Here is a 19,156-nt window from a genome sequence, read left to right as displayed (position 1 = left end):
AGCGCTACCAGTTTTTCTCGGCCTGTGCATGACCTCGAATGGATGGTGATGTCACAGCCAGTCGCTGTCAAGTACTTCGGCAGCGCGAGCCGACAGTTGGTGTTCGCCGACCGGAGCACGAGGCATAACTGGAAGCGCTACCAGAATGCCCGGTGCGGTGTCCTGCCGCCGGGGCCAGCTGGCGTGCCGCCGGGGCTACAGCGGGCGGGTGGAGTCCCGGATGACCAGGTGGGTCGGCAGGATCAGTGCCGTGGGCCGCTCACCGGCCAGCAGGGCGACCAGCATCCTGGCCATCTCATGGCCGAGCGCCCGGATCGGCTGGTGGACCGTGGTCAGCTGCGGGTCCGTGTGCCGCGCGGTCGCCAGGTCGTCGAAGCCGACCACGCCGACCTCGTCCGGCACTGACCTGCCGTGCGCCCTGAGCACACGCAGCGCACCGGCTGCCATGTTGTCCGAGGCGGCGAAGACCGCGTCGAGATCGGGATGGGCGGCGAGCAGCCGTGCCATCGCCTGCGCGCCGCTGGCCTCGGTGAAGTCCCCGTGTTCGACCCGGTCGGCGGAAAGTCCGGCCATGGCCATCGCCTCCTGGTAGCCGTGGTGACGGGTACGGGCGACGTCCATGTCGAGCGGGCCGGTGATCGTCGCGATGCGGCGGTGACCGGTGGCGACCAGGTGCTCCGTGGCCAGTCGCGCACCACCCCGGTTGTCGGTGTCGACGTACCAGCGGGGCTCACCGTGCAGCGGCCTACCGCCGAAGACCACCGGGACGGCGGTCTGCTCCGCGAGCCTGGTCAGCGGGTCGTCGCCGTGCAGGTTCATCAGCATGATCCCGTCCGCGCGGCGGGACCGCAGGATCCGCCGGAGCCGGGCCGGGCCGTCCATCGAACCGGCCAGCACCAGCGTGAGCGAGAGGTCGGCCCGCTCCAGCGCCGCGCTGACACCCAGCAGGACCTGGGCGAAGAACGCGTCGGCGAAGATGCTCGGGTCCTCGGTGGACAGGGCCAGTACCACCGCGCCGACCTGGTTGGTGACCAGCGCCCGGGCCGAGGGGTTGGGCACGTAGCCGAGCTCCCTGACGGCCCGTTCCACGGCCTCGCGCTTGGCCTGGCTGACGTGCTGGGTGTTGTTGATCGCCCGGGAGGCGGCGGACCGCGACACCCCGGCCAGCTGCGCCACTTCGTCGAGCGTCGGCTGCCGACGGGCGGGCGGTGTCTCCATGAACAGTGCTCACCTTCCCGGGACGACGCTCCCGAGGCCAGGAGGGGGACCTCTTGCGGACCAGCCGATCCTATGACATCGGATCCGTGCCGGGAGCGCTTCCAGATTCCACCGCGGCCGCACCCGTGGGCAACCAGGGGTGGAGCGGACTGTCGTGGCTATTGACAGTTCGGAGAGGGGGTCGCCACCATGCACGTGACACCGGTGAACCGAAATAAACTGGGAGCGCTCCCAGAAAATGCAGGGCCATCCCACCCACTCCGCATGAGGAGACCCGCGCAATGAGAGCAAGCAGACTGAGGCGCTGGTGCCTCACCGTGGTCGGCGCCGTCCTGGCCGCCGGGAGCCTCACCGGCTTCGCGTCCGCCGCCGTACCGCCGCCCGCCGCACCGCCGAACCACACCCTGCCGGCCAACACCCGCTTCTACGTCGCCCCGGACAGCGACGCCGCCCAGCAGGCAGTGACCGACCTGCGCGGCGGCCACCCGGCCGACGCGGTGACCATGGCGAAGCTGGCGAGCTGGCCGGAGGCGATCTGGCTCACCGACGGCACCCCGGCCCAGGTCCACCAGCAGGTCCGCACCGTGATGACCGGGGCCAGGGCCCAGCACGCGGTCCCGGTACTGGTCGCCTACGACATCCCGCTGCGCGACTGCGGCCAGTACTCCAGCGGCGGAGCCGCCTCCGACGCCGCCTACCAGCAGTGGATCGCCGCCTTCGCCAAGGCGATCGGCAACGCCAGGGCCGTGGTGATCCTGGAGCCGGACGCCCTGGCCAACCTGCCGCAGGACTGCGGCGCGACCTCCGACCCGACCGGCGCGCTCACCGCCGGACGCATCGCCGACATCCACGCCGCCGTCACCGACCTGGAGGCGCAGCCGGGCACGTCCGTCTACCTCGACGGCGGCAACAGCGGCTGGCAGTCCGTCGGCACCATGGCGCAGACGCTGATCGACGCGGACGTGCAGCAGTCGCAGGGTTTCTTCCTGAACGTCTCCAACACCCAGCCCACCGACCAGTCCGACGAGTACGGCACGTGGGTGTCCAAGTGCATCTGGTTCGCCACCGACGGGCCGAGCTGGGCCGTCGGCAACGCCGACTGGTGCGCCAGCCAGTACTACTCCCCCGCCGCCCCGAATGACGGCCTGCCCGGCGACGCGGTCGTACAGACCGACCCGAGCACCTGGCACTGGACCGACGCCTGGTTCGACCAGAACGTCGGCACGCCGCCCGCCGCGCAGCTGACCCACTTCGTGGTGGACACCAGCCGCAACGGCCAGGGCAACTGGACCCCGGCAGCCACGCTGTACCCGGACAACCAGACCTGGTGCAACGCCCCCGACCGCGGTGTCGGCCTGCGGCCGACCGCGAACACCGGTGTCCCGCTGGTCGACGCGTACCTCTACGTCAAGACCATCGGCCAGTCGGACGGCAGTTGCACCCGCGGCACGGCCGGACCGGGCGACCCCGTCTACGGCGGCACCACCGACCCCGCCGCCGGCGCCTGGTGGCCCGCCCAGGCCCTCACCCTCGCCGACGACGCCAACCCCGCCCTGACCTTCAACCTCCCCGGCGGCCTCAGCCCCAGCAGGTAGCGGAACGGCGGCGGGGCCGCCCCAGCAGGCACCCCGCCGCCGTCCCCCGTCAGCCGCTCGGGGTGGCCGACGGCCGCGACGCGGGAGCGCGGTGGAGTCGTTGACCCCGGCGCCACACGGCTCGGATGGAGAGGCTGGCGGTGATGTCCGTAGTCGGATCACCGTGGACCATCAGCAGGTCCGCCTGTCGGCCCGGCGTGACGCGTCCCCGGTCCAGCAGCCCGAAGCTGGTGGCCGCCGAGGACGTCGCCGCGGTCAGTGCCTCGGTCGGGGTGAGCCCGCAGTCGACGAGGAGGGCGAGTTCCTGGTGGAGGCTGACACCGTGTGCGGTGCCGAGCACACCGACGTCGGCGGCGTCGGTACCGGCCACGATGGTGACACCGGCCCGGTGGAGTGCGCGGGTCGCGAGCTTCGCGTTCTCCAGGGAGCTGGGGCTGCCCAACTGCCAGCAGCTGCAGAGGTTCTGGTGCCAGTCGTCAGGAATGTACGGTCGGGCACGACCGTCATCGGCGACTGCCTGGCCGGTGAGTTCCCCAGCCATCGAGCCCATCGTCACGAGCGTCGGGATGACGAAGACTCCCGCCTCCCTGATGGTGTGGATGACGTCCTCGCCCGGCGGCTGGTCCATGAAGACGTGGACCAGGCCGTCGACTCCGGCCCGTACCGCCGCGAGCGCGTTCCGCACGCTCGTCGCGTGGGCCACCGCGAGCAGTCCGTGCGCGTGTGCCTCGGCGACCACGACGCGGGCCGTCTCCTCGGACAGCGTCGGCGAGGGATGCCCCATCGCGGTTCCGTCGTCGATGAGGAGCTTGATGAAGTCGGCCCCCTCGGCCACACGGTCCCGGACGAACTGCGCCGCGTCCTCGGGGCCGTCGATCACCGGGAACTGTTCCCGGAACGACAGGCCGATCAGCATCGAGGGGTGTCCGCCGAGGACGGTCGCACCGGTCGACGCCGAGCGGATGTCCGCGACGTCGTTGCGTTCGGCGGCGACCGCGCGCTGGTTGCCGAGACGCTCCGGGACGGTGAACAGGTCCATCTCGGTCGTGACGCCGAACAGGATCGCCAACGCGAGCGCGTTGCCGGTCGGATGGGTGTGGGAGTCGATGAGGCCCGGCAGCAGGGTGGCACCGGTGCCGTCGACGACCTCGTAGCGATCGGCGTCGTAGCGTTCGACGCCGTAGCGTTCGGCGTCGTGGTGCGGGGTTCCCGAATGGGGGGTGACACCGGTGATCCGCTCGCCCTCGACCACCACGTCGGCCCGGTCGATGATCTGCTCGCCGTCGAAGAGGCGGACGTTCCGCACGACGAACGCGGCTGCCTCAGAAACCGACATGGTCCGCTCCCTTCAGGTGGAGCATGGTGCGGGCCTCGTCCGGGGTGGCGATGTCGCGGCCGATCTCGGTCAGGATCCGCGCCACTTTCGCGACCTGTTGGGCGTTGGAGGTGGCGAGCTCGCCCCGGGCGATGTACAGGCTGTCCTCAAGGCCGACCCGGACGTGGCCGCCGAGCAGCGCGGACTGCGTGGCGAAGGGCATCTGGTGGCGGCCCGCGGCGAAGGCCGAGAGGTAGTAGTCATCGCCGAACAGCCGGTCGGCGATGGTCACCATGTGCTGGAGGTTGTCGGGATCGGCCCCGATCCCGCCGAGGACGCCGAAGATGCACTGGACCAGGAACGGCGGCTTCGCCAGGCCGCGGTCGGCCATGTGGGCGAGGTTGTAGAGGTGCCCGACGTCGTAGCACTCGTACTCGAAACGGGTGCCCGCGCCGTCACCCAACTCCCGCAGGGTGGTGGCGATCTGGGCGAAGGTATTGGTGAACACCGCTGATTCGGAGGCACGCAGGTAGCGCTGCTCCCAGTCGTGCTTCCAGACGCGGTCGACCTCGGCGGCGGGAAAGACGCCGAAGTTCATCGACCCCATGTTCATCGACGCCAGTTCCGGCCGGGCGCGGCGGGCCGCGGCGAGCCGGTCGTCGATCGACATGGTCATGGCACCACCGGTGGTGATGTTCACGACCGCGTTCGTCCGCTCCTTGATGCACGGCAGGAACCGCATGAACACCTCCGGGTCGGCCGTCGGTTGCCCGGTCAGCGGGTCCCGGGCGTGCAGGTGCACGATCGCCGCGCCGGCCTCCACCGCGTCGACGCTCTGTGCGGCGATCTCCTCCGGTGTGACCGGGAGGTGCTCGGACATGCTGGGCGTGTGCGCCGAGCCGGTGACGGCGCAGCTGATGATGGCCTTCGGGGATCGTTTCATTCGAACACTCCTAGTCGTGCACGTGAGGTACGGGGCTCGTGGCAGTGGGTGGGGTCAGCGGATCTTTCTGATCCGGGACGCGGCGGCGGCTCCGGCGATCGCGAAGACCCCCGCGACCGCGAACAGGGCGTCGTATCCGCCGAGGTGGGCGATGAGCAGCGCGGCCAGGAACGGGGCGAAGATCTGCGGGCCCGCGTTGGCGACGTTGAGCACGCCCAGGTCACGCGCGGCATCGCTCTCGCTGGGCAGCACGGTGATGACCACGGCGATGTCCACGGCCATGAAGCAGCCGAACGCCAGGCCGTTGAGCAGGGAGAACACCATCATGACGGGCCAGGTGGGACTGACGATCGGCAGGATCATCACCAGGCCGAGTACCACTCCTGCCACCGTCATGAAGATCCTGCGCCGTCCCAGCCGGTCGGACAGCAGTCCGCCGAGCACCGCGGCCACGCCGGTGGCGATCATCCCGATGGCGGTGAGGATGCCGACACCGGTAGTGGGGCTGATGCCGTGGGGCATCGTCACATGGTCCTGGAGGATGTACAGCTGGTAGCCGAACACCGAGAAGTACCCCAGCACCATCAGCACCCGGGCGGTAAAGGCCCAGCGGAAGTCGTGGTCCCGCAGGCTGCTCGCGAGAGCGGCCGCTTGGCGGCGCAGGCCCGGTCGTCCCGGTGCGCTCCTGGGACGTGGGACGTCCTTGATCCGCCGCGCGAACAGCACCGCTGTGAGGGCGATGACGACGGCGAACACCAGATAGCCGACGGCGAGGGACTTCGACAGGGCGCCGGCGGCGAGGACCCCGACCAGGCCACCGAACGGCAGACCGGCCCCGACGATGGCGGAGGCGGTGCCAAGTCGGTGCTTGGGGATGCGGTCCGGCACCACGGCCGTGAGCGCCGCCTGGTAAGCGCCCAGGAAGAACTGGCTCACGGACCACAGCAGCGTGATGAGCAGCAGGCTTCCGGCACCGCCGAGGAAGGCGAGGGACACCGCCGCGAGCAGCCCTCCACCGAGGATGAACGGGTTGCGGCGACCCATCCGGTCGGACCAGGCGCCCGCGACCAGATTGGCCAGGGCAGCGAACACGGCGCTGACGCCGGACACGACCCCGAGCGCCGACACCTTGTGGGCGCTGCCCACGACGTGCTCCACCAGCAGGGGGTTGAGCACCGTACCGGCGCCCAGGGAGACGATGAACATGGAGGCGTAGCCGGCGGCCAGCCAACCGAACAGGTTGCGGAGACTGCCGGGTAGTACCTGCGGCAGCGCCCCGGTGGGGATCGTCGTGCCGGTGTTCGTCGTGCCGTCCGGTTCTGCGTTCAACGCACTCATGGGACACCTTCGCGAGGACAGTGCCGGAGGACCCGGCGCACGGGCAGGAGGTGAGGAAGGGCAGGCGACGTCGGGCTGGTCCTGGAGGAGGCGTGCGCCGAGGGCGCGCCGCGTGCCGCGCAGACGGACGGAAGGATGGTCAGCGCCGATACGGGGCGGGGCATCGCGGGGTGTCGCGGTTGACCGCCCACCGACCGACTCAGTAGGGCTGTCCGAGGATCTTGAACGCGGCCGAGGCCAGGGCCATGTTCTCGGCCGGAGGAGCATCGTCCAGTTCGAGGCGGGACATGGCGACGCTCGTCTCCACGACCGTGGAGACCCGGGCGAACCGCCGCGTCATGAAGGCGTCGAAGGCCGCCGCCAGGGTGGGTGCCGCCGCGATGCACTGCGCCAGGACGACGGCGTCCTCGATCGCCATCCCACCGCCCATGCCCATGTGCGCGGTGGTCGCGTGGGCGGCGTCGCCGATGAGCAGGGTGCGCCCGCGGTGCCACGGAGCGGGCAGCAGGATCCACTCGAAGGGCCTGCCGATCAGATCCGCGTCCGGGGTCAGCCGACTCCGCAACTCGACCATGGCCGGGGCGGTGTACGAGTCGAGGAGGCGGGCGAAGAGCGAGTACACCTCCTGGTCGGACATGCGCGCCCGCTCGGGCACGTCCACCACAGCCGGGATGTAGACCAGGTCCTGGGGCAGATGGTAGAAACCCACCCGCCCGACCGGTCCCCGGTACCACCCCTCCCCGTCGACGGGGGCACTCGGCAGCATCCAGCGCAGGCTGAACTGCCCCGCGTAGGTGGGCTTCGGGCCGTCCGGGAAGAGCTGGGCGCGGGTCCTGGAGCCGATCCCGTCGGCCCCGACGACCAGGTCGTAGCGGGCCTGCCGGCCGTCGGTCATGGTGACGGCCACACCGTCGTCGTCCTCCTCCGAGGTGTCGGCCGTGACGCCCTTGAAGACCTTCACGCCGAGCTCCTGCGCGGTGTCCTCCAGGATCTGCAGCAGCACCGGCCGGTGGACGCCGATCGCGGTCTTGGCTCCGGGCCACTGCGGGCGCTGCGGGCCCGCGCTGAGGATGCGGCCGGTCGAGTCCCGCTGGGAGACCGCCGTCGTGTCGGCGTCGAACCGTGTGCTGACGGCGTAGAGCGCGTCGTAGACGCCCAGTTCGTCGAGCGCCTCCGGCACCCGGCCGGACAGGCCGATCGATGCTCCGGCGGGCGAGTCGGCGAGCTCCACCACCTCGCACCGGACTCCGACCCGGGCCAGCGCCACGGCCGCCGAGAGGCCGGCGATGCCGCCTCCGATGATCAGTGCTGTCGATACACAGGGCATGGGTTCAGCCTTTCGTCGAGTGGGGATCAGACGTGACGCAGGGCGGGGCGCTTCAACAGGCGCTCCGCGTTGCGGGTGGTGAGGGTCCGCCAGCTGTCCTCGGCCGAGGGCCGCGGCGCGGCGTCGATGGCGGCGATCTGGGCCAGCGCCAGCGCGGGGGGCGTCCAGCAGTAGTCGCTGCCGTACAGCAGACGCTCCGTGCCGAAGGCCTGGACGAAGGCGGGGATCTGGTTCGGGAAGGGCGTGCCCGCCATGTCGAACCAGAGGCCGCACACCTGGTCCTGCACGGAAAGGGAGGGCAGATCCCCGTCCTCGGCGCCCATCCGCAGGCCCTGGCGGAACAGCTCCATCCGGTCCGCGAGCAGCGGAAGCGCCCCGCCGCCGTGGGTGAAGACCCACTGAATGCCCGGGTACCGCGTCAGGACGCCGTTGAAAACGAGGTCGCTCGCGGCGCGGGTGGTGTCGAAGATGAACTCCAGCATCGGACGGGGCCGCCCGAGCGAAACCGCGTCGGAGTGCGGAGGCGAGGTGGGGTGGACGAACACCACCGCGCCCCGGGCGTCGAGCTCCTGCCACAGCGGCTCGAAGCGCGCGTCGCCGAGGTACAGGCCGTGGTGGTTGGTCTCGACCGCGATGCCGTCGGCGCCCAGGGTGTCCAGGCTGTGGACGGCCTCCCACACGGAGCCCTCGATGTCCGGCAGCGGCAGCGAGGCGAAGAATCCGAAGCGTGCGGGGTGCTGGTCACGGATCCGGGCGGCGAACTCGTTGACCTCCCGGCTCAGCGACCGCGCGGCCCGGTCGTCGCCGAAGTGCGTTCCGGGCGAGGAGACGGACAGGAAGGAGGTCTGGATTCCGCCGCGGTCCATCAGGTCCAGCTGGTCGGCCGTGCTCCAGGTGGGCCAGGACGGCATGCCGTCCGGATGGGCGATGCCGGCCGACTGCGCGGCGGCGATGTAGTGCTCGGTGACGAAGTGCGCGTGCACGTCGATCAGCGGCTCGGAGGGAAGGGTCATGCTGGGTACCTGTTCTGTTGGACTGTCAGCTGGCGGATCAGAAGATGGCCAGGGGGTTGACCGGCAGGCCGGTGGCACCGGTGATCGCAGCAGCGGCGACCACGAACAGGAAGCTGTGGCGGTCGAGTTCGTGGCAGGCCGCGGCCAGGGCGGTCACCTCGGCGTTGTCGATCAGCGGCATGCCCAGCCGCGCGAGCGCGACCTGGTGCATGGCCAGGGGTCCACTCGGACGAATCGGTGGCGGGTCACCGATGTCACCGGCGTAGAGGCTGACCTCACGCTCGGCCATCCACCGCACGGCATCGACGGTCATGGCCGGTACCGGCTCCCCCAGGTGGTCGGCGATCCGCCAACCTCCCCGGACGACGAGTGCGTCGCCGGATTCGAGGGGGACGCCGGCGCGCTGTTCGGCTTCGTCGAGGTCCTGGCCGGTCACCAGGTGGCCCGGTCTCAGCCGCCCCTGCGGGGCGAGGTCGAGCAGGACGCCCCGGGTGGTGATCCCGGCCGCGAAGGGGGTGGTGGAGCCGTGCTGGACCGTTCCGCCGACGACCGCCCGGGCGATGGGGACGCCCGGGTACACCTGGTCGCCGAGGGGGATGTGGGCCAGGGCGTCGATGTGGGTGACGGCGCCGTGGTGGGTGTTGACGATCAGCACGTCGGTCAGCGCCCGCGTGGGCGATCCGTTGAAGTTCATCATCTGCATGACGCCGGCGGGCTGGGGGCCGGTCGCGAAGGGGACCGGGCCGGCGAGCGGCGCGGGCCGCACCGGGAGGGCGAGCGAGACCACCCGACCCATGCGCGCCGCCGCCACCCCGCGGGCACGGGCGGCGTCCGAAATGTGGTTCAAGGTGCCGAGCTCGTCGTCCGGACCCCATCGACCCCAGTTCGTGGGAAGGTCCTCGGTGCTGTCGGGTGTCGTCATTGCTCGGTCACCTGCGTTTTCATCCAGGCCGGAGAGAGCCCCCACATGTCGGGGAGGTTTCCAGAGAATTTCCGCTGAGTGTCGTCATGCTAGGAGCGGTGGGTGATAATGGCACCGACTGTGCCACTGAGTGGAACGGAAACTCATGAAGTCAGCGGATAGACCATCAGAAGGCAAGGCGGCGTCCTCGCGGGGAGCGAATCCAGCCGCGGGCGAGGCGCTCATCGAGCGGGCGTTCGCGCTGCTCAGCTGCTTCGACTCGGAGAACCGGGCCCTGCCGTTGGCGGGTCTCACCCGTCGAACCGGCATGCCGCGCAGCACCGCGCTGCGCCTCGCCCGGCAGTTGACCGACGTCGGCGCACTCGAACGGCTCGACGACGGCCGCTTCGTCGTCGGTCTGCGGCTGCTGGAGATCGCCTCGCTCGCGCCGCGCGGACACGGGCTGCGGGCCGTGGCGATGCCGTTCATGGAGGACCTCTTTCATGTCACCGGCCAGCACGTGCTGCTGGCCGTGCGCGACCACGACAAGGCCTTGCTGGTGGAGCGGCTCTCCGCACACGACGCCGTACCGGTTAGGTTCCGGGTCGGCGAGCGGATGGCACTGACGACGACCGGAGTCGGCCTGGTGCTGCTCGCGAACGCACCGGTCGGCGTCCAGGAACAGGTCCTGCGGGACTTCGTCTCCGGCGAGGGCGACACCACCATCCGCACCACCGAGGAGTTGCGCCGTAGCCTCGCGGAGATCAGGAGAGGCGACTACGCCGTGGCACGCCGGCTCGATCCGGCGGCCCCGCGCACGACGGTCGCCGCACCCGTTCGCGCCCGGGAGGGCGTGGTCGCCGCCCTGTCGGTGGTCGCCCCGAGCCCGGAGTTCGATCCGGCTGCCTACGTACCGGCCGTGCGCGCCACCGCCCGAGCGATCTCGCGTCAGTTGCTGGAGACCGAAGTCGCCCGGTGAGCGAAGCGGCTGAAGTAGGCGAGGGCGTCGAAGTCGGCGACCGCCTCGCGGCTGACCACGTCACTGATCGACGCGCCCTGGAGGAGGCGCTTGACCGGTACCTCCAGCTTCTTTCCGGTCCTGGTGTGGGGCACGGCGGGGACGGCCAGGATCGTGTCGGGGACGTGGCGGGGCGATGCCTGGGTGCGGATGCTGGTAGTGATCAGGGCGCGCAGGGCGTCGGTGAGCTCGTGGCCGGGTTCCATCACCACGAACAGCGGCATCCAGTACCCGCCGTCGGCCAGTTCGGCGCCGATGACCAGGCTCTCCCTGATCCCGGGCAGCCCGTCGACCACCGCGTAGACGTCGGCGCTGCCGAGGCGGACTCCCTGCCGGTTGAGGGTGGAGTCGGAACGGCCGGAGACGACGACACTGCCGTGTGCGGTGCGGGTCATCCAGTCGCCGTGGCGCCAGACGCCGGGCCAGGCGTCGAAGTAGGCGTCGTGGTAGCGCGAGCCGTCGGGATCGTTCCAGAAGTACAGGGGCATCGACGGCAGCGGTCGGGTCACCACCAGTTCGCCCACCTCGTCGGTGACCGGGTGGCCGTGCGCGCCCCGGGCTTCCAGCGCGACGCCGAGGAGCGGGGCGGAGATCTCTCCGGCCCAGACCGGGGTGGTGGGGGCGCTGCCCGCGAATCCGCTGACGATGTCGGTGCCCCCGCTGAGCGAGGCGACCTGCACCCGCTCCCCGACGTGTTCCCGGACCCAGTGGTAGGGCTGGGCGGCCAGCGGCGCGCCGGTGGAGCCGAGCACCCGCAGGGCGGAGAGGTCGAGGTCGCGCCCGGGTTCGAGTCCGGCCTTGGCCGAGCCCTGGAGGTAGCCGGGGCTCACGCCCAGGACCGGCGTCCGGTGTTCCGCCGCCAGTTCCCACAGCCGTTGCGGGCCCGGGTGGTTGGGGCTGCCGTCGTAGAGCACCGGGACGGCGCCGACCAGCAGGCCGGAGACCACCAGGTTCCACATCATCCAGTTCGTGGTCGTGTACCAGAGGAACCGGTCGCCGGGATTCAGGTCCAGGTGCAGACCCAGCAGCCGGTGGTGGTCCAGCAGCACGCCGCCGTGCCCGTGCACGATCCCCTTCGGCGTGCCCGTCGTCCCGGACGAGAACAGCACCCACAGCGGGGCGTCGAACGGCAGTTGCTCGAAGACGGGCTCCTCGGTACCGCCGGTCACCTCGGCCCAGTCGGACGAGCACGGGTCGTCGGTCGTCAGCAGTCCGAGGCAGGGCACGCGCACGGTGTGCCGCACGCTGGGCAGCGCGTCACGGAGTTCATCCGCCTCGGTGCGGCGGTCGTGTGCCGTGCCGTTCCACCGGTAGCCGTCGGCCGCGAACAGGATGACGGGCTCCAGTTGGGCGAAGCGGGCGGCCGCGCCGGGGGCACCGTAGTCCTGGCCGCAGGCGGACCAGACGGCCCCGATGCTGGCGGCGGCCAGGAAGGCGACGGCCGCGTGCACGGTGTTGGGCAGGTAGCCAACGACCCTGTCCCCCGCGGTGACGCCGTTGCGGCGCAGCCAGGCCGCCAGCGAGCCGACCTGGCGCCGCAGTTCGTCCCGGCTGGTACGGGTGGTGGTTCCGTCCTCGGCGACCGAGACGAGCGCGGTCTCCCGACCCCGGGCGCGCAGCGCGTGTTCGGCGTAGTTGAGCCGTGCGCCGGGAAACCAGCGGGTGCCCGGCATGGGCGCGTCGTCGAGGACGCTGTCGTACGGCGCGCTGGAGCGGAGGTCGAAGAACTCCCACACCGCCGCCCAGAACCCGTCCAGGTCCCGCACCGACCACTGCCACAACGATGGGTAGTCGGGGTGGGACGTGCCGGTCCTGGCCGCGACGAACTCGGTGAAGCGGGCGATCCGTGAGCGGGCCACGGCGGCCGGGTCGGGCGTCCAGATCGGTGCCGCGGTCATGCGTCACCCGCCGGAGTCGCGGGAGCCGAGGGAGCCGGGGTTGCGGTGAGCTGCTGCCGGAGCTCGTCGACCAGCGCCGACAACTCCTCAGGGGTGCGGGCCGTGCCGAAGATGTAGTGGTCGGGGCGGATCAGCAGGCCCGCGTGCCCGGCCTCCCGGAGGTGCGGCAGCAGGACCTCGTCGACGTCGTACCCGGCGACCTGCGGATCGGCTTCGACGTCCACCGGTGCCAGGTGCAGCAGGTGGGCGCCGATCCTTTCCAGGAAGGCGAGTTGCTCGGTCGTCAGGACGGTGCGGGGGTCGGTGGTGGCGGCCAGCACGAAGCCGTGGCCCACCACCTCGTCCAGCAGCCCGGTACGGCCGCGATGGCGGACCCGCGGCTGCGTACTGAGCTGACCGGCCGAGGGGTCGGCCGGGCCGCCCGAGATGACGCCGTTGCTGAGGGTCGGCGGGGGCAGCGGGGGCAGGATGCGCTCCGGGTCCGCCCCCAGCGCGATCATCGCGCTGTCCCGCCCGGTCGCGGCGGCGGGGTCAGTGACGCAGATGACCTTGCCGAGTTCGACGGACATGCCGATCGCGTGCTGGACGTGTGCGCTGCGTTCACTGCCGTAGGTGTCCAGCACCGCCGGGTCGGCCGCACCGCGCAGGACGAGGCCGAGCTTCCAGGCCAGGTTGGCCGCGTCGCGGATGCCCGAGCACATGCCCTGCCCGGCGAAGGGCGGCATCAGGTGCGCGGCGTCCCCGGCCAGCAGCAGCCGGCCCGCGCGCCAGACGTCCGCCCACTGGGCCTGGAAGGTGTAGACGGCGTGCCGTTCCAGCGTGCAGTTGTCGGGCGTGAGGTCCCAGGGCGCCAGCAGCTTCCAGGCGGTGGCCTCGGTGTTGAGTTCCTCCACGCTCTCGCCGGGCATCCGCATGAACTCCCAGCGCCTGCGCCCGGGGCCGCCGGACACGACGGTGGTGGGCCTGGCCGGGTCGCAGATCTGGAGGTTGGCGGGGCTCCAGACGCGGTCCTGCTGCGTGCGCACGTCGACGATCAGCCAGTCGTAGAAGAAGCCCAGGTCCAGCATCTCGGTGGGCATGCGGGTGCGCACGAAGCTGTTGGCCCCGTCGCAGCCGACGACCCAGGGGGCGGTGAAGCGGTGCTCGTCGCCGAGGCCGTCGCGCGTGGTGACCGTCACCGAGTCGGCGTGCTGGACGAGTTCGACGGCCTCGTGTCCACGCATCACCATGATCGCCGGATCGGCTTCGGCGGTCTCCACCAGGGCCCGCTCCAGGTCCGGCTGGTGCATCATCGACGCCGTGGGCCAGCCGGAGGGGCCGAGCCCGGACCAGTCGAACCGCAGCAGCGTGGCACCGTCGGCGTTGCGCCACTCGTAGGTGTCACCGGCCTCGGTGAGCTCGGCGAGCCGGTCGCCGAGCCCGGCACCGGCCAGCAGGCGGCCGACCTCGTCGTCGAAGTGCACCGCCCGGGGCCGGGGATAGGGCGAGGGCCACCGTTCCAGGACGGTCACCGTCCACCCGTCCCGCGCCAGCAGGAGGGCGCAGGCCAGGCCGACCGGCCCGGCCCCGATCACCAGGACGTCGCAGTCCGTGGGGCGGTCGTCGTGAGGTGTCATCACCGGCTCCTACTTCGCCGGGCCGGCGTGGGCCCCGGTCATCAGCTCCGCGAGGTCCTCAGGGGCGAGGAAGGACGGCGGCGGGGGCGGCCCCCACGCCCACAGTGCCTTCGCTCCCTCCCACTCACCCGGCTTCCACAGCGCGTCCTCGACGATGCAGTCCAGGTCGGAGTAGTACTCGGAGAAGGTGCCGGCCGGGTCCTTGAGGTACCAGAAGAAGTTGGAGCCGAGGAAGTGCCGTCCCAGGCCCCAGACATGCCGGGCGGGGTCGGCCTCCAGCATGGTGGTGGCCCCGCGGCCGACCTCGTCGACGTCGTCCACCTGCCAGGAGGTGTGGTGCAGGAACGCCACCGGCGCCTGCTGCACCAGCACGTTGTGGTGGTCGCTGGAGCAGCGCATGAACGCGGCCAGGCCCGGCACGGTGTCACTGACCTTGAGCCCGACGCCCTGCTGGAAGAACCGCTGCGAGAACTCCTGGTCGGTGGAGCCGAGCACGACGTGCCCCAGCTTGCGGGGGCGGACCGGCCCCTCGCGCAGGATGCCGGGCGCGCGTTCCTGCACCCGGGCGGCGATGCCCGGCGCGTTGTAGGGCGGCGGCGGCGTGGGCCGCTGCTCGCAGCGGGGGGAGAGCTCGACCCGGACCAGCAGTTCGGTGCCGGGGTCGACGGCGGACACGCCGGTGGCGGTCCGCTCCACCTGGACGCCGAGCTTCGCCAAGGACACCGCGACCCGGTCCAGGTCGTCCGGGTCGTCGGCACCGACACCGAGCTCGACCAGCCGACGGCGGGGGGTGCGGACGATCCGCAGCTGCTCCCCGCCGTCGACGGTGGAGAAGCTGTGCCCGCCGTGCCGCGGCGCGGCGGCGTCCAGGGGGCCGCTGCTCGGCGTCAGGCCGAAGTCCCGGTAGTAGGCGGCGGTCTGTTCGACGTTCGGCACACCCATGACGATCTGGGTCAGGCGGTGCAGTGGCATCATTGCCACCTTTCTTCAGACGGACGTTCTCTCTTGACGGACTTCTTCTCGCGAGGAAGGGCGCTGCGGCTCAGCTGCCCCGCATCGGGTTGCGCAGAGTGCCGACCCCTTCGACCCAGGTGATCAGGATGTCGCCGGGGGCCAGGAACTTCTGCGGGGTGCGGGCACCGCCGACACCGGCGGGGGTACCGGTGAAGACCAGGTCCCCGGGCAGCAGCGGGCAGACCGCCGACAGCCGGACGATCAGCTCCGGCACATCGAAGATCATGTTCGAGGTGCGGCTCTTCTGCAGCACCTCACCGCCCTCAAGCATGCAGCCCAGTTCCAGGTCGTCGGGGTCGGCGAACTCGTCGAGCGTGACCAGCTCGGGACCGGTGGGGGCGAAGCCCGGGTAGGACTTGCCGAGTGAGAACTGCGGCGCGGGGCCGGTCAACTGCAGTCGCCGCTCGGAGAGGTCCTGCCCCACGGTCAGCCCGGCGACGTGGGACCAGGCGTTCGCGCGGGTGGCCCGGTGGCAGTGGCGGCCGATGACCAGCACCAGCTCGGCCTCCCAGTCCACCAGCCCCTCCGGCAGGGTGACGCTCTGCCCATGGCCGGTGAGCGAGGTGGGGAACTTGGTGAAGACAGCCGGTTCCTCCGGGATCTGCAGCCCGGCCTCGGCCACATGGTCGCGGTAGTTCAGGCCGATGGCGAACACCTGGGCCGGGCGGGGCACCGGTGCTCCCCGGACGGCTCCCGCACCCGGGTCGAGGCTGGTCGCGGGGTCGTCCGGAGCGGCCGCCAGGTACTCCTGGGCCCAGCGGGCGAAGGCGTCCCAGTCGGCGAACGCCGCCTGCGGATCCGGTCCGAAGCGGCCCCCGCTCGCACCGGCCACGTCGAGGTAGCCGTCGGCGCGGCCCAGGGCCAGCCGTCCGTCGATGTTGGCCACGCGCATCTGTGTCTCCCGCTGTAGTCGTGTTCGGTGTGCAACGCCTCGGCGTATGCACCGTAGTGTTCACACAACTTAGCGAGAAGGCAATGGATTAACGCTAATCTCTCCATCTGGCGGTTATCTGCTAACCTGTACGCCATGGCGGGAGAGAAGGCGACACGGGCGGGCGCGGTCCACGCGCAGATCCGCGAGGAGATCTTCCACGGCGAGCTGGACCCCGGGCAGCGCCTGCGGCTGGTCGAGCTCGCGGAACGGTTCGGGGTCAGCCAGTCCGTCATCCGCGAGGCGCTGACCCGCCTGTCCGAACAGGGCCTGGTCACCGCCGCGCCCCAGCAGGGCTTCAGTGTGATCGCCCTGTCGCTCAAACACCTCAACGAACTCACCGAGGCCCGCACCGAGATCGAGTCCATGGTGCTGCGCCGCTCGGTCGAGCGAGGGGACATCCAGTGGGAGTCCTCAGCCGTCGCCGCCCACCACCACCTGGCCAGCACCCCGGCCATCCTGCCCGACGGCCACGTCAGCGGCGACTGGTTCGCCGTGCACGAGCGCTTCCACCAGGCGCTCCTGGAGGGATGCGGAAACGACCGCCTGCTGGCCGTCGCCACGAACCTGCGCGACGCCGCCGCGATCTACCGCCGCTGGTCGCGCCCGGTCGGCCACGACTACGAACGCAACGTGGCCCGGGAACACCAGGAACTGCTGGACGTCGTCCTCTCCCGCGACGCGGCCGCAGCCGCCGAACTCCTCGCCCAGCACATCGACCGCACCTCCGCCTCCCTGCGCGCGGTGATCCACGCGACCGCCACGTAGTCGTCCCCCGTGGCCGACCACAGCCCGCCGGTACCGCGCCCGGCTCCCGCTCCTCTCGGGCCGGTTCGCAGCCGAGGACCCCGGCGGCGGTCGGCTTCCCCGGCGGGTGCGGTGTCAGCGGCGGATGAGGACCAGGGTGCTGCGTCCGTCGAGACGGACGGTGCTTTCGGCCTGTAGTTCCTCAAGACCGTCCTGGCCGAGCGGGTGGGCGGTGTCGACGGCGATGTCCCAGGTCCGGCCGTACTCCTTGCCGGGGAGACGGAAGTCGACGGGCTCGTGGTGGCCGTTGAACATGATGAGGAAGGAGTCGTCGGTAACCCGGTCGCCCTGCTGGTCGGGTTCGGTTATGGCGTCCCCGTTGAGGAAGACCGCCACCGCGCGGGCCTCCTCCCAGTGCCAGTGCGTGTCCTGCATCTGCTGACCGTCGGGCAGGAGCCAGACCATGTCGCCGATCTGCTCACCGGTACCGGCTCCTTGGAAGAAGCGCCTCCGGCGCAGGATCGGATGGGTCCGGCGCAGGTGGACCAGTCGGCGGGTGAAGTCCAGCAGGTCGCGTTGTGCCTGGTCGAGGTCCCAGTTGATCCAGGTGAGTTCGCTGTCCTGGCAGTAGGCGTTGTTGTTGCCCAGCTGGGTGCGGCCGAGTTCGTCGCCGTGGGCGATCATGGGCACGCCTTGCGAGAGCAGGAGTGTGGTCAGCAGGTTGCGCTGCTGGCGGGCGCGGAGGTCGAGGACCTCCTGGTTGTCGGTGTCGCCTTCGGCGCCGCAGTTCCAGGAGCTGTTGCTGTTGTCCCCGTCGTTGCCGTCTTCGCCGTTGGCTTCGTTGTGCTTGTCGTTGTAGGAGACGAGGTCGCGCAGGGTGAAGCCGTCATGTGCGGTGATGAAGTTGATGCTGGCCAGCGGCCGCCGCCGGTCGTGCTTGTACAGGTCGGCCGAGCCGGCGATGCGGGAGGCGAACTCGGGCAGCGTGGCCTCGGCTCCGCGCCAGAAGTCGCGGACCGTGTCGCGGTACCGCCCGTTCCACTCGGTCCACAGCGGCGGGAACATGCCGACCTGGTAGCCGTCGTCGCCGATGTCCCAGGGTTCGGCGATGAGCTTGACCTGGCTGATGACCGGGTCCTGCTGGACCAGGTCGAAGAACGCGGAGAGCTTGTCGACCTCGTGGAACTGCCGGGCCAAGGTGGAGGCGAGGTCGAAGCGGAAGCCGTCGACGTGCATCTCGGTGACCCAGTAGCGCAGCGAGTCCATGATCAGTTGCAGCACGCTGGGGTGGCGCATCAGCAGGCTGTTGCCGGTACCGGTGGTGTCGAAGTAGTGCGCCGGGTCGTCGTTGACCAGCCGGTAGTAGGCGTTGTTGTCGATGCCCCGGAAGGAGAGGGTGGGGCCCTGCTCGTTGCCTTCGGCGGTGTGGTTGTAGACCACGTCCAGGATGACCTCGATGCCTGCCGCGTGCAGGTTCTTGACCATCTGCTTGAACTCGGTCACCTGCTGGCCACGGGTGCCGGAGGAGGAGTAGCCGTTGTGCGGAGCGAAGAACCCGATGGTGTTGTAGCCCCAGTAGTTGGACAGCCCCCGCTCGCGCAGGTGCCCGTCCTGGACGAACTGGTGCACGGGCATGAGTTCGATGGCGGTGACGCCGAGCGTGCGGAGGTGTTCGATGATCGCGGGGTGGCCGATACCGGCGTAGCTGCCCCGGATTTCCTCGGGCAGGTCGGGGTGGTCGCGGGTCATCCCCTTGACGTGTGCCTCGTAGATCACCGAGTGGTGGTAGGCGAGGTCCGGGGCCCGGTCGTCCCCCCAGTCGAAGGTGTGGTCGCTGACGACGGAGAGCATGGTGTGGCCCAGGCTGTCGGCGGTGTTCGGCTCCTCGGGCTTGTCGAAGAGGTAGCCGAACAGGGCCGGGTCGCCGTCCGGCTGCCCGTCGATCGCCTTGGCGTACGGGTCCAGGAGCAGTTTCGAGGGGTTGCAGCGATGACCCCGTTCGGGCTGGTAGGGGCCGTGCACACGGAAGCCGTACCGTTGGCCCGGGTGCACTCCCTCCAGGTAGGCGTGCCAGACGTAACCGTCCACCTCGGTGAGCGTGACGCACTCCTGGGTGCCGTCGTCGGCGATCAGCACCAGTTCGACCTGTTCGGCGATCTCGGAGAAGAGCGAGAAGTTGGTGCCGGAGCCGTCGTAGGTGGCTCCCAGTGGATAGGAGCGGCCGGGCCGTATCGTCGTCATGGGATGCGGCTGCCCCGCGGGGGGACAGCACACACCCGCCC

At 70.7% G+C, this 19,156-nt stretch carries 15 protein-coding genes; 3 read left to right on the top strand and 12 right to left on the bottom strand.

The genetic code is table 11. The annotated features are described in order from the left end of the window. Positions 1 to 195: 195 nt before the first annotated feature. Entirely contained in the window at positions 196 to 1,218 is a 1,023-nt protein-coding gene (locus GXP74_RS17395; protein ID WP_182452382.1) for a LacI family DNA-binding transcriptional regulator, read from the bottom strand. Positions 1,219 to 1,499: 281 nt separating this feature from the next. Here GXP74_RS17395 and GXP74_RS17390 point away from each other — a divergent pair, with 281 nt between their 5' ends. After that, positions 1,500 to 2,813, top strand: a complete 1,314-nt coding sequence (locus tag GXP74_RS17390; RefSeq protein ID WP_182452381.1) for a glycoside hydrolase family 6 protein — start codon at positions 1,500 to 1,502, stop codon at positions 2,811 to 2,813. Positions 2,814 to 2,862: 49 nt separating this feature from the next. Here the strand turns inward: GXP74_RS17390 and GXP74_RS17385 are convergent, their stop codons facing one another. The 6 genes from GXP74_RS17385 to GXP74_RS17360 form a co-directional block, all read right to left on the bottom strand. After that, on the bottom strand, positions 2,863 to 4,149 hold the full coding sequence (locus GXP74_RS17385) for an amidohydrolase family protein (RefSeq protein ID WP_182452380.1): 1,287 nt from the start codon (positions 4,147 to 4,149) through the stop codon (positions 2,863 to 2,865). Then, positions 4,136 to 5,071: a 3-keto-5-aminohexanoate cleavage protein gene (locus tag GXP74_RS17380; protein ID WP_182452379.1), complete on the bottom strand. Its 936-nt coding sequence runs from the start codon at positions 5,069 to 5,071 to the stop codon at positions 4,136 to 4,138. The genes GXP74_RS17385 and GXP74_RS17380 overlap by 14 nt, the downstream gene beginning before the upstream one ends. A gap of 54 nt (positions 5,072 to 5,125) precedes the next feature. Next, a complete protein-coding gene (locus GXP74_RS17375) occupies positions 5,126 to 6,409 on the bottom strand; it encodes an MFS transporter (protein WP_182452378.1) in 1,284 nt (427 codons plus the stop codon). 199 nt (positions 6,410 to 6,608) lie between these two features. Continuing rightward, on the bottom strand, positions 6,609 to 7,736 hold the full coding sequence (locus tag GXP74_RS17370) for an FAD-dependent monooxygenase (RefSeq protein WP_182452377.1): 1,128 nt from the start codon (positions 7,734 to 7,736) through the stop codon (positions 6,609 to 6,611). Positions 7,737 to 7,762: 26 nt separating this feature from the next. Next, entirely contained in the window at positions 7,763 to 8,749 is a 987-nt protein-coding gene (locus tag GXP74_RS17365) for an amidohydrolase family protein (protein WP_182452376.1), read from the bottom strand. 37 nt (positions 8,750 to 8,786) lie between these two features. Next, complete coding sequence (locus tag GXP74_RS17360) at positions 8,787 to 9,671, bottom strand: cyclase family protein (RefSeq protein ID WP_182452375.1); 885 nt, start codon at positions 9,669 to 9,671, stop codon at positions 8,787 to 8,789. Positions 9,672 to 9,816: 145 nt separating this feature from the next. On the opposite strand from GXP74_RS17360, the gene GXP74_RS17355 reads away from it, so the two are divergent. After that, positions 9,817 to 10,629 carry an IclR family transcriptional regulator gene (locus GXP74_RS17355; RefSeq protein ID WP_182452374.1) on the top strand — a complete coding sequence of 271 codons (813 nt, stop codon included), beginning with the start codon at positions 9,817 to 9,819 and terminating at the stop codon, positions 10,627 to 10,629. Here GXP74_RS17355 and GXP74_RS17350 read toward each other — a convergent pair. From GXP74_RS17350 to GXP74_RS17335, 4 genes are all read right to left on the bottom strand, one after another. Next, positions 10,599 to 12,566, bottom strand: a complete 1,968-nt coding sequence (locus GXP74_RS17350; RefSeq protein ID WP_182452373.1) for an acetoacetate--CoA ligase — start codon at positions 12,564 to 12,566, stop codon at positions 10,599 to 10,601. The two genes, GXP74_RS17355 and GXP74_RS17350, sit on opposite strands and share 31 nt — an antisense overlap. Next, entirely contained in the window at positions 12,563 to 14,182 is a 1,620-nt protein-coding gene (locus GXP74_RS17345; RefSeq protein WP_182452372.1) for a bifunctional 3-(3-hydroxy-phenyl)propionate/3-hydroxycinnamic acid hydroxylase, read from the bottom strand. Before GXP74_RS17345 ends, GXP74_RS17350 begins: the two co-directional genes overlap by 4 nt. Before the next feature lie 9 nt (positions 14,183 to 14,191). Beyond that, positions 14,192 to 15,154 carry a VOC family protein gene (locus GXP74_RS17340; RefSeq protein ID WP_182452371.1) on the bottom strand — a complete coding sequence of 321 codons (963 nt, stop codon included), beginning with the start codon at positions 15,152 to 15,154 and terminating at the stop codon, positions 14,192 to 14,194. A gap of 70 nt (positions 15,155 to 15,224) precedes the next feature. Then, positions 15,225 to 16,088: a fumarylacetoacetate hydrolase family protein gene (locus GXP74_RS17335; protein ID WP_182452370.1), complete on the bottom strand. Its 864-nt coding sequence runs from the start codon at positions 16,086 to 16,088 to the stop codon at positions 15,225 to 15,227. A gap of 135 nt (positions 16,089 to 16,223) precedes the next feature. Between GXP74_RS17335 and GXP74_RS17330 the strand changes: the two genes are divergently transcribed. Next, complete coding sequence (locus GXP74_RS17330) at positions 16,224 to 16,895, top strand: GntR family transcriptional regulator (RefSeq protein WP_182452369.1); 672 nt, start codon at positions 16,224 to 16,226, stop codon at positions 16,893 to 16,895. A gap of 114 nt (positions 16,896 to 17,009) precedes the next feature. Here GXP74_RS17330 and glgX read toward each other — a convergent pair whose 3' ends face one another. Further along, positions 17,010 to 19,115, bottom strand: coding sequence for a glycogen debranching protein GlgX (gene glgX, locus GXP74_RS17325; RefSeq protein ID WP_182452368.1), 2,106 nt, complete (start codon positions 19,113 to 19,115; stop codon positions 17,010 to 17,012). Positions 19,116 to 19,156: the final 41 nt, after the last annotated feature.

Origin of the sequence: Streptacidiphilus sp. P02-A3a, from assembly GCF_014084105.1 — a bacterium.
GTDB lineage: Bacteria > Actinomycetota > Actinomycetes > Streptomycetales > Streptomycetaceae > Streptacidiphilus.
This window is presented reverse-complemented; position numbering and strand designations above follow the sequence as displayed.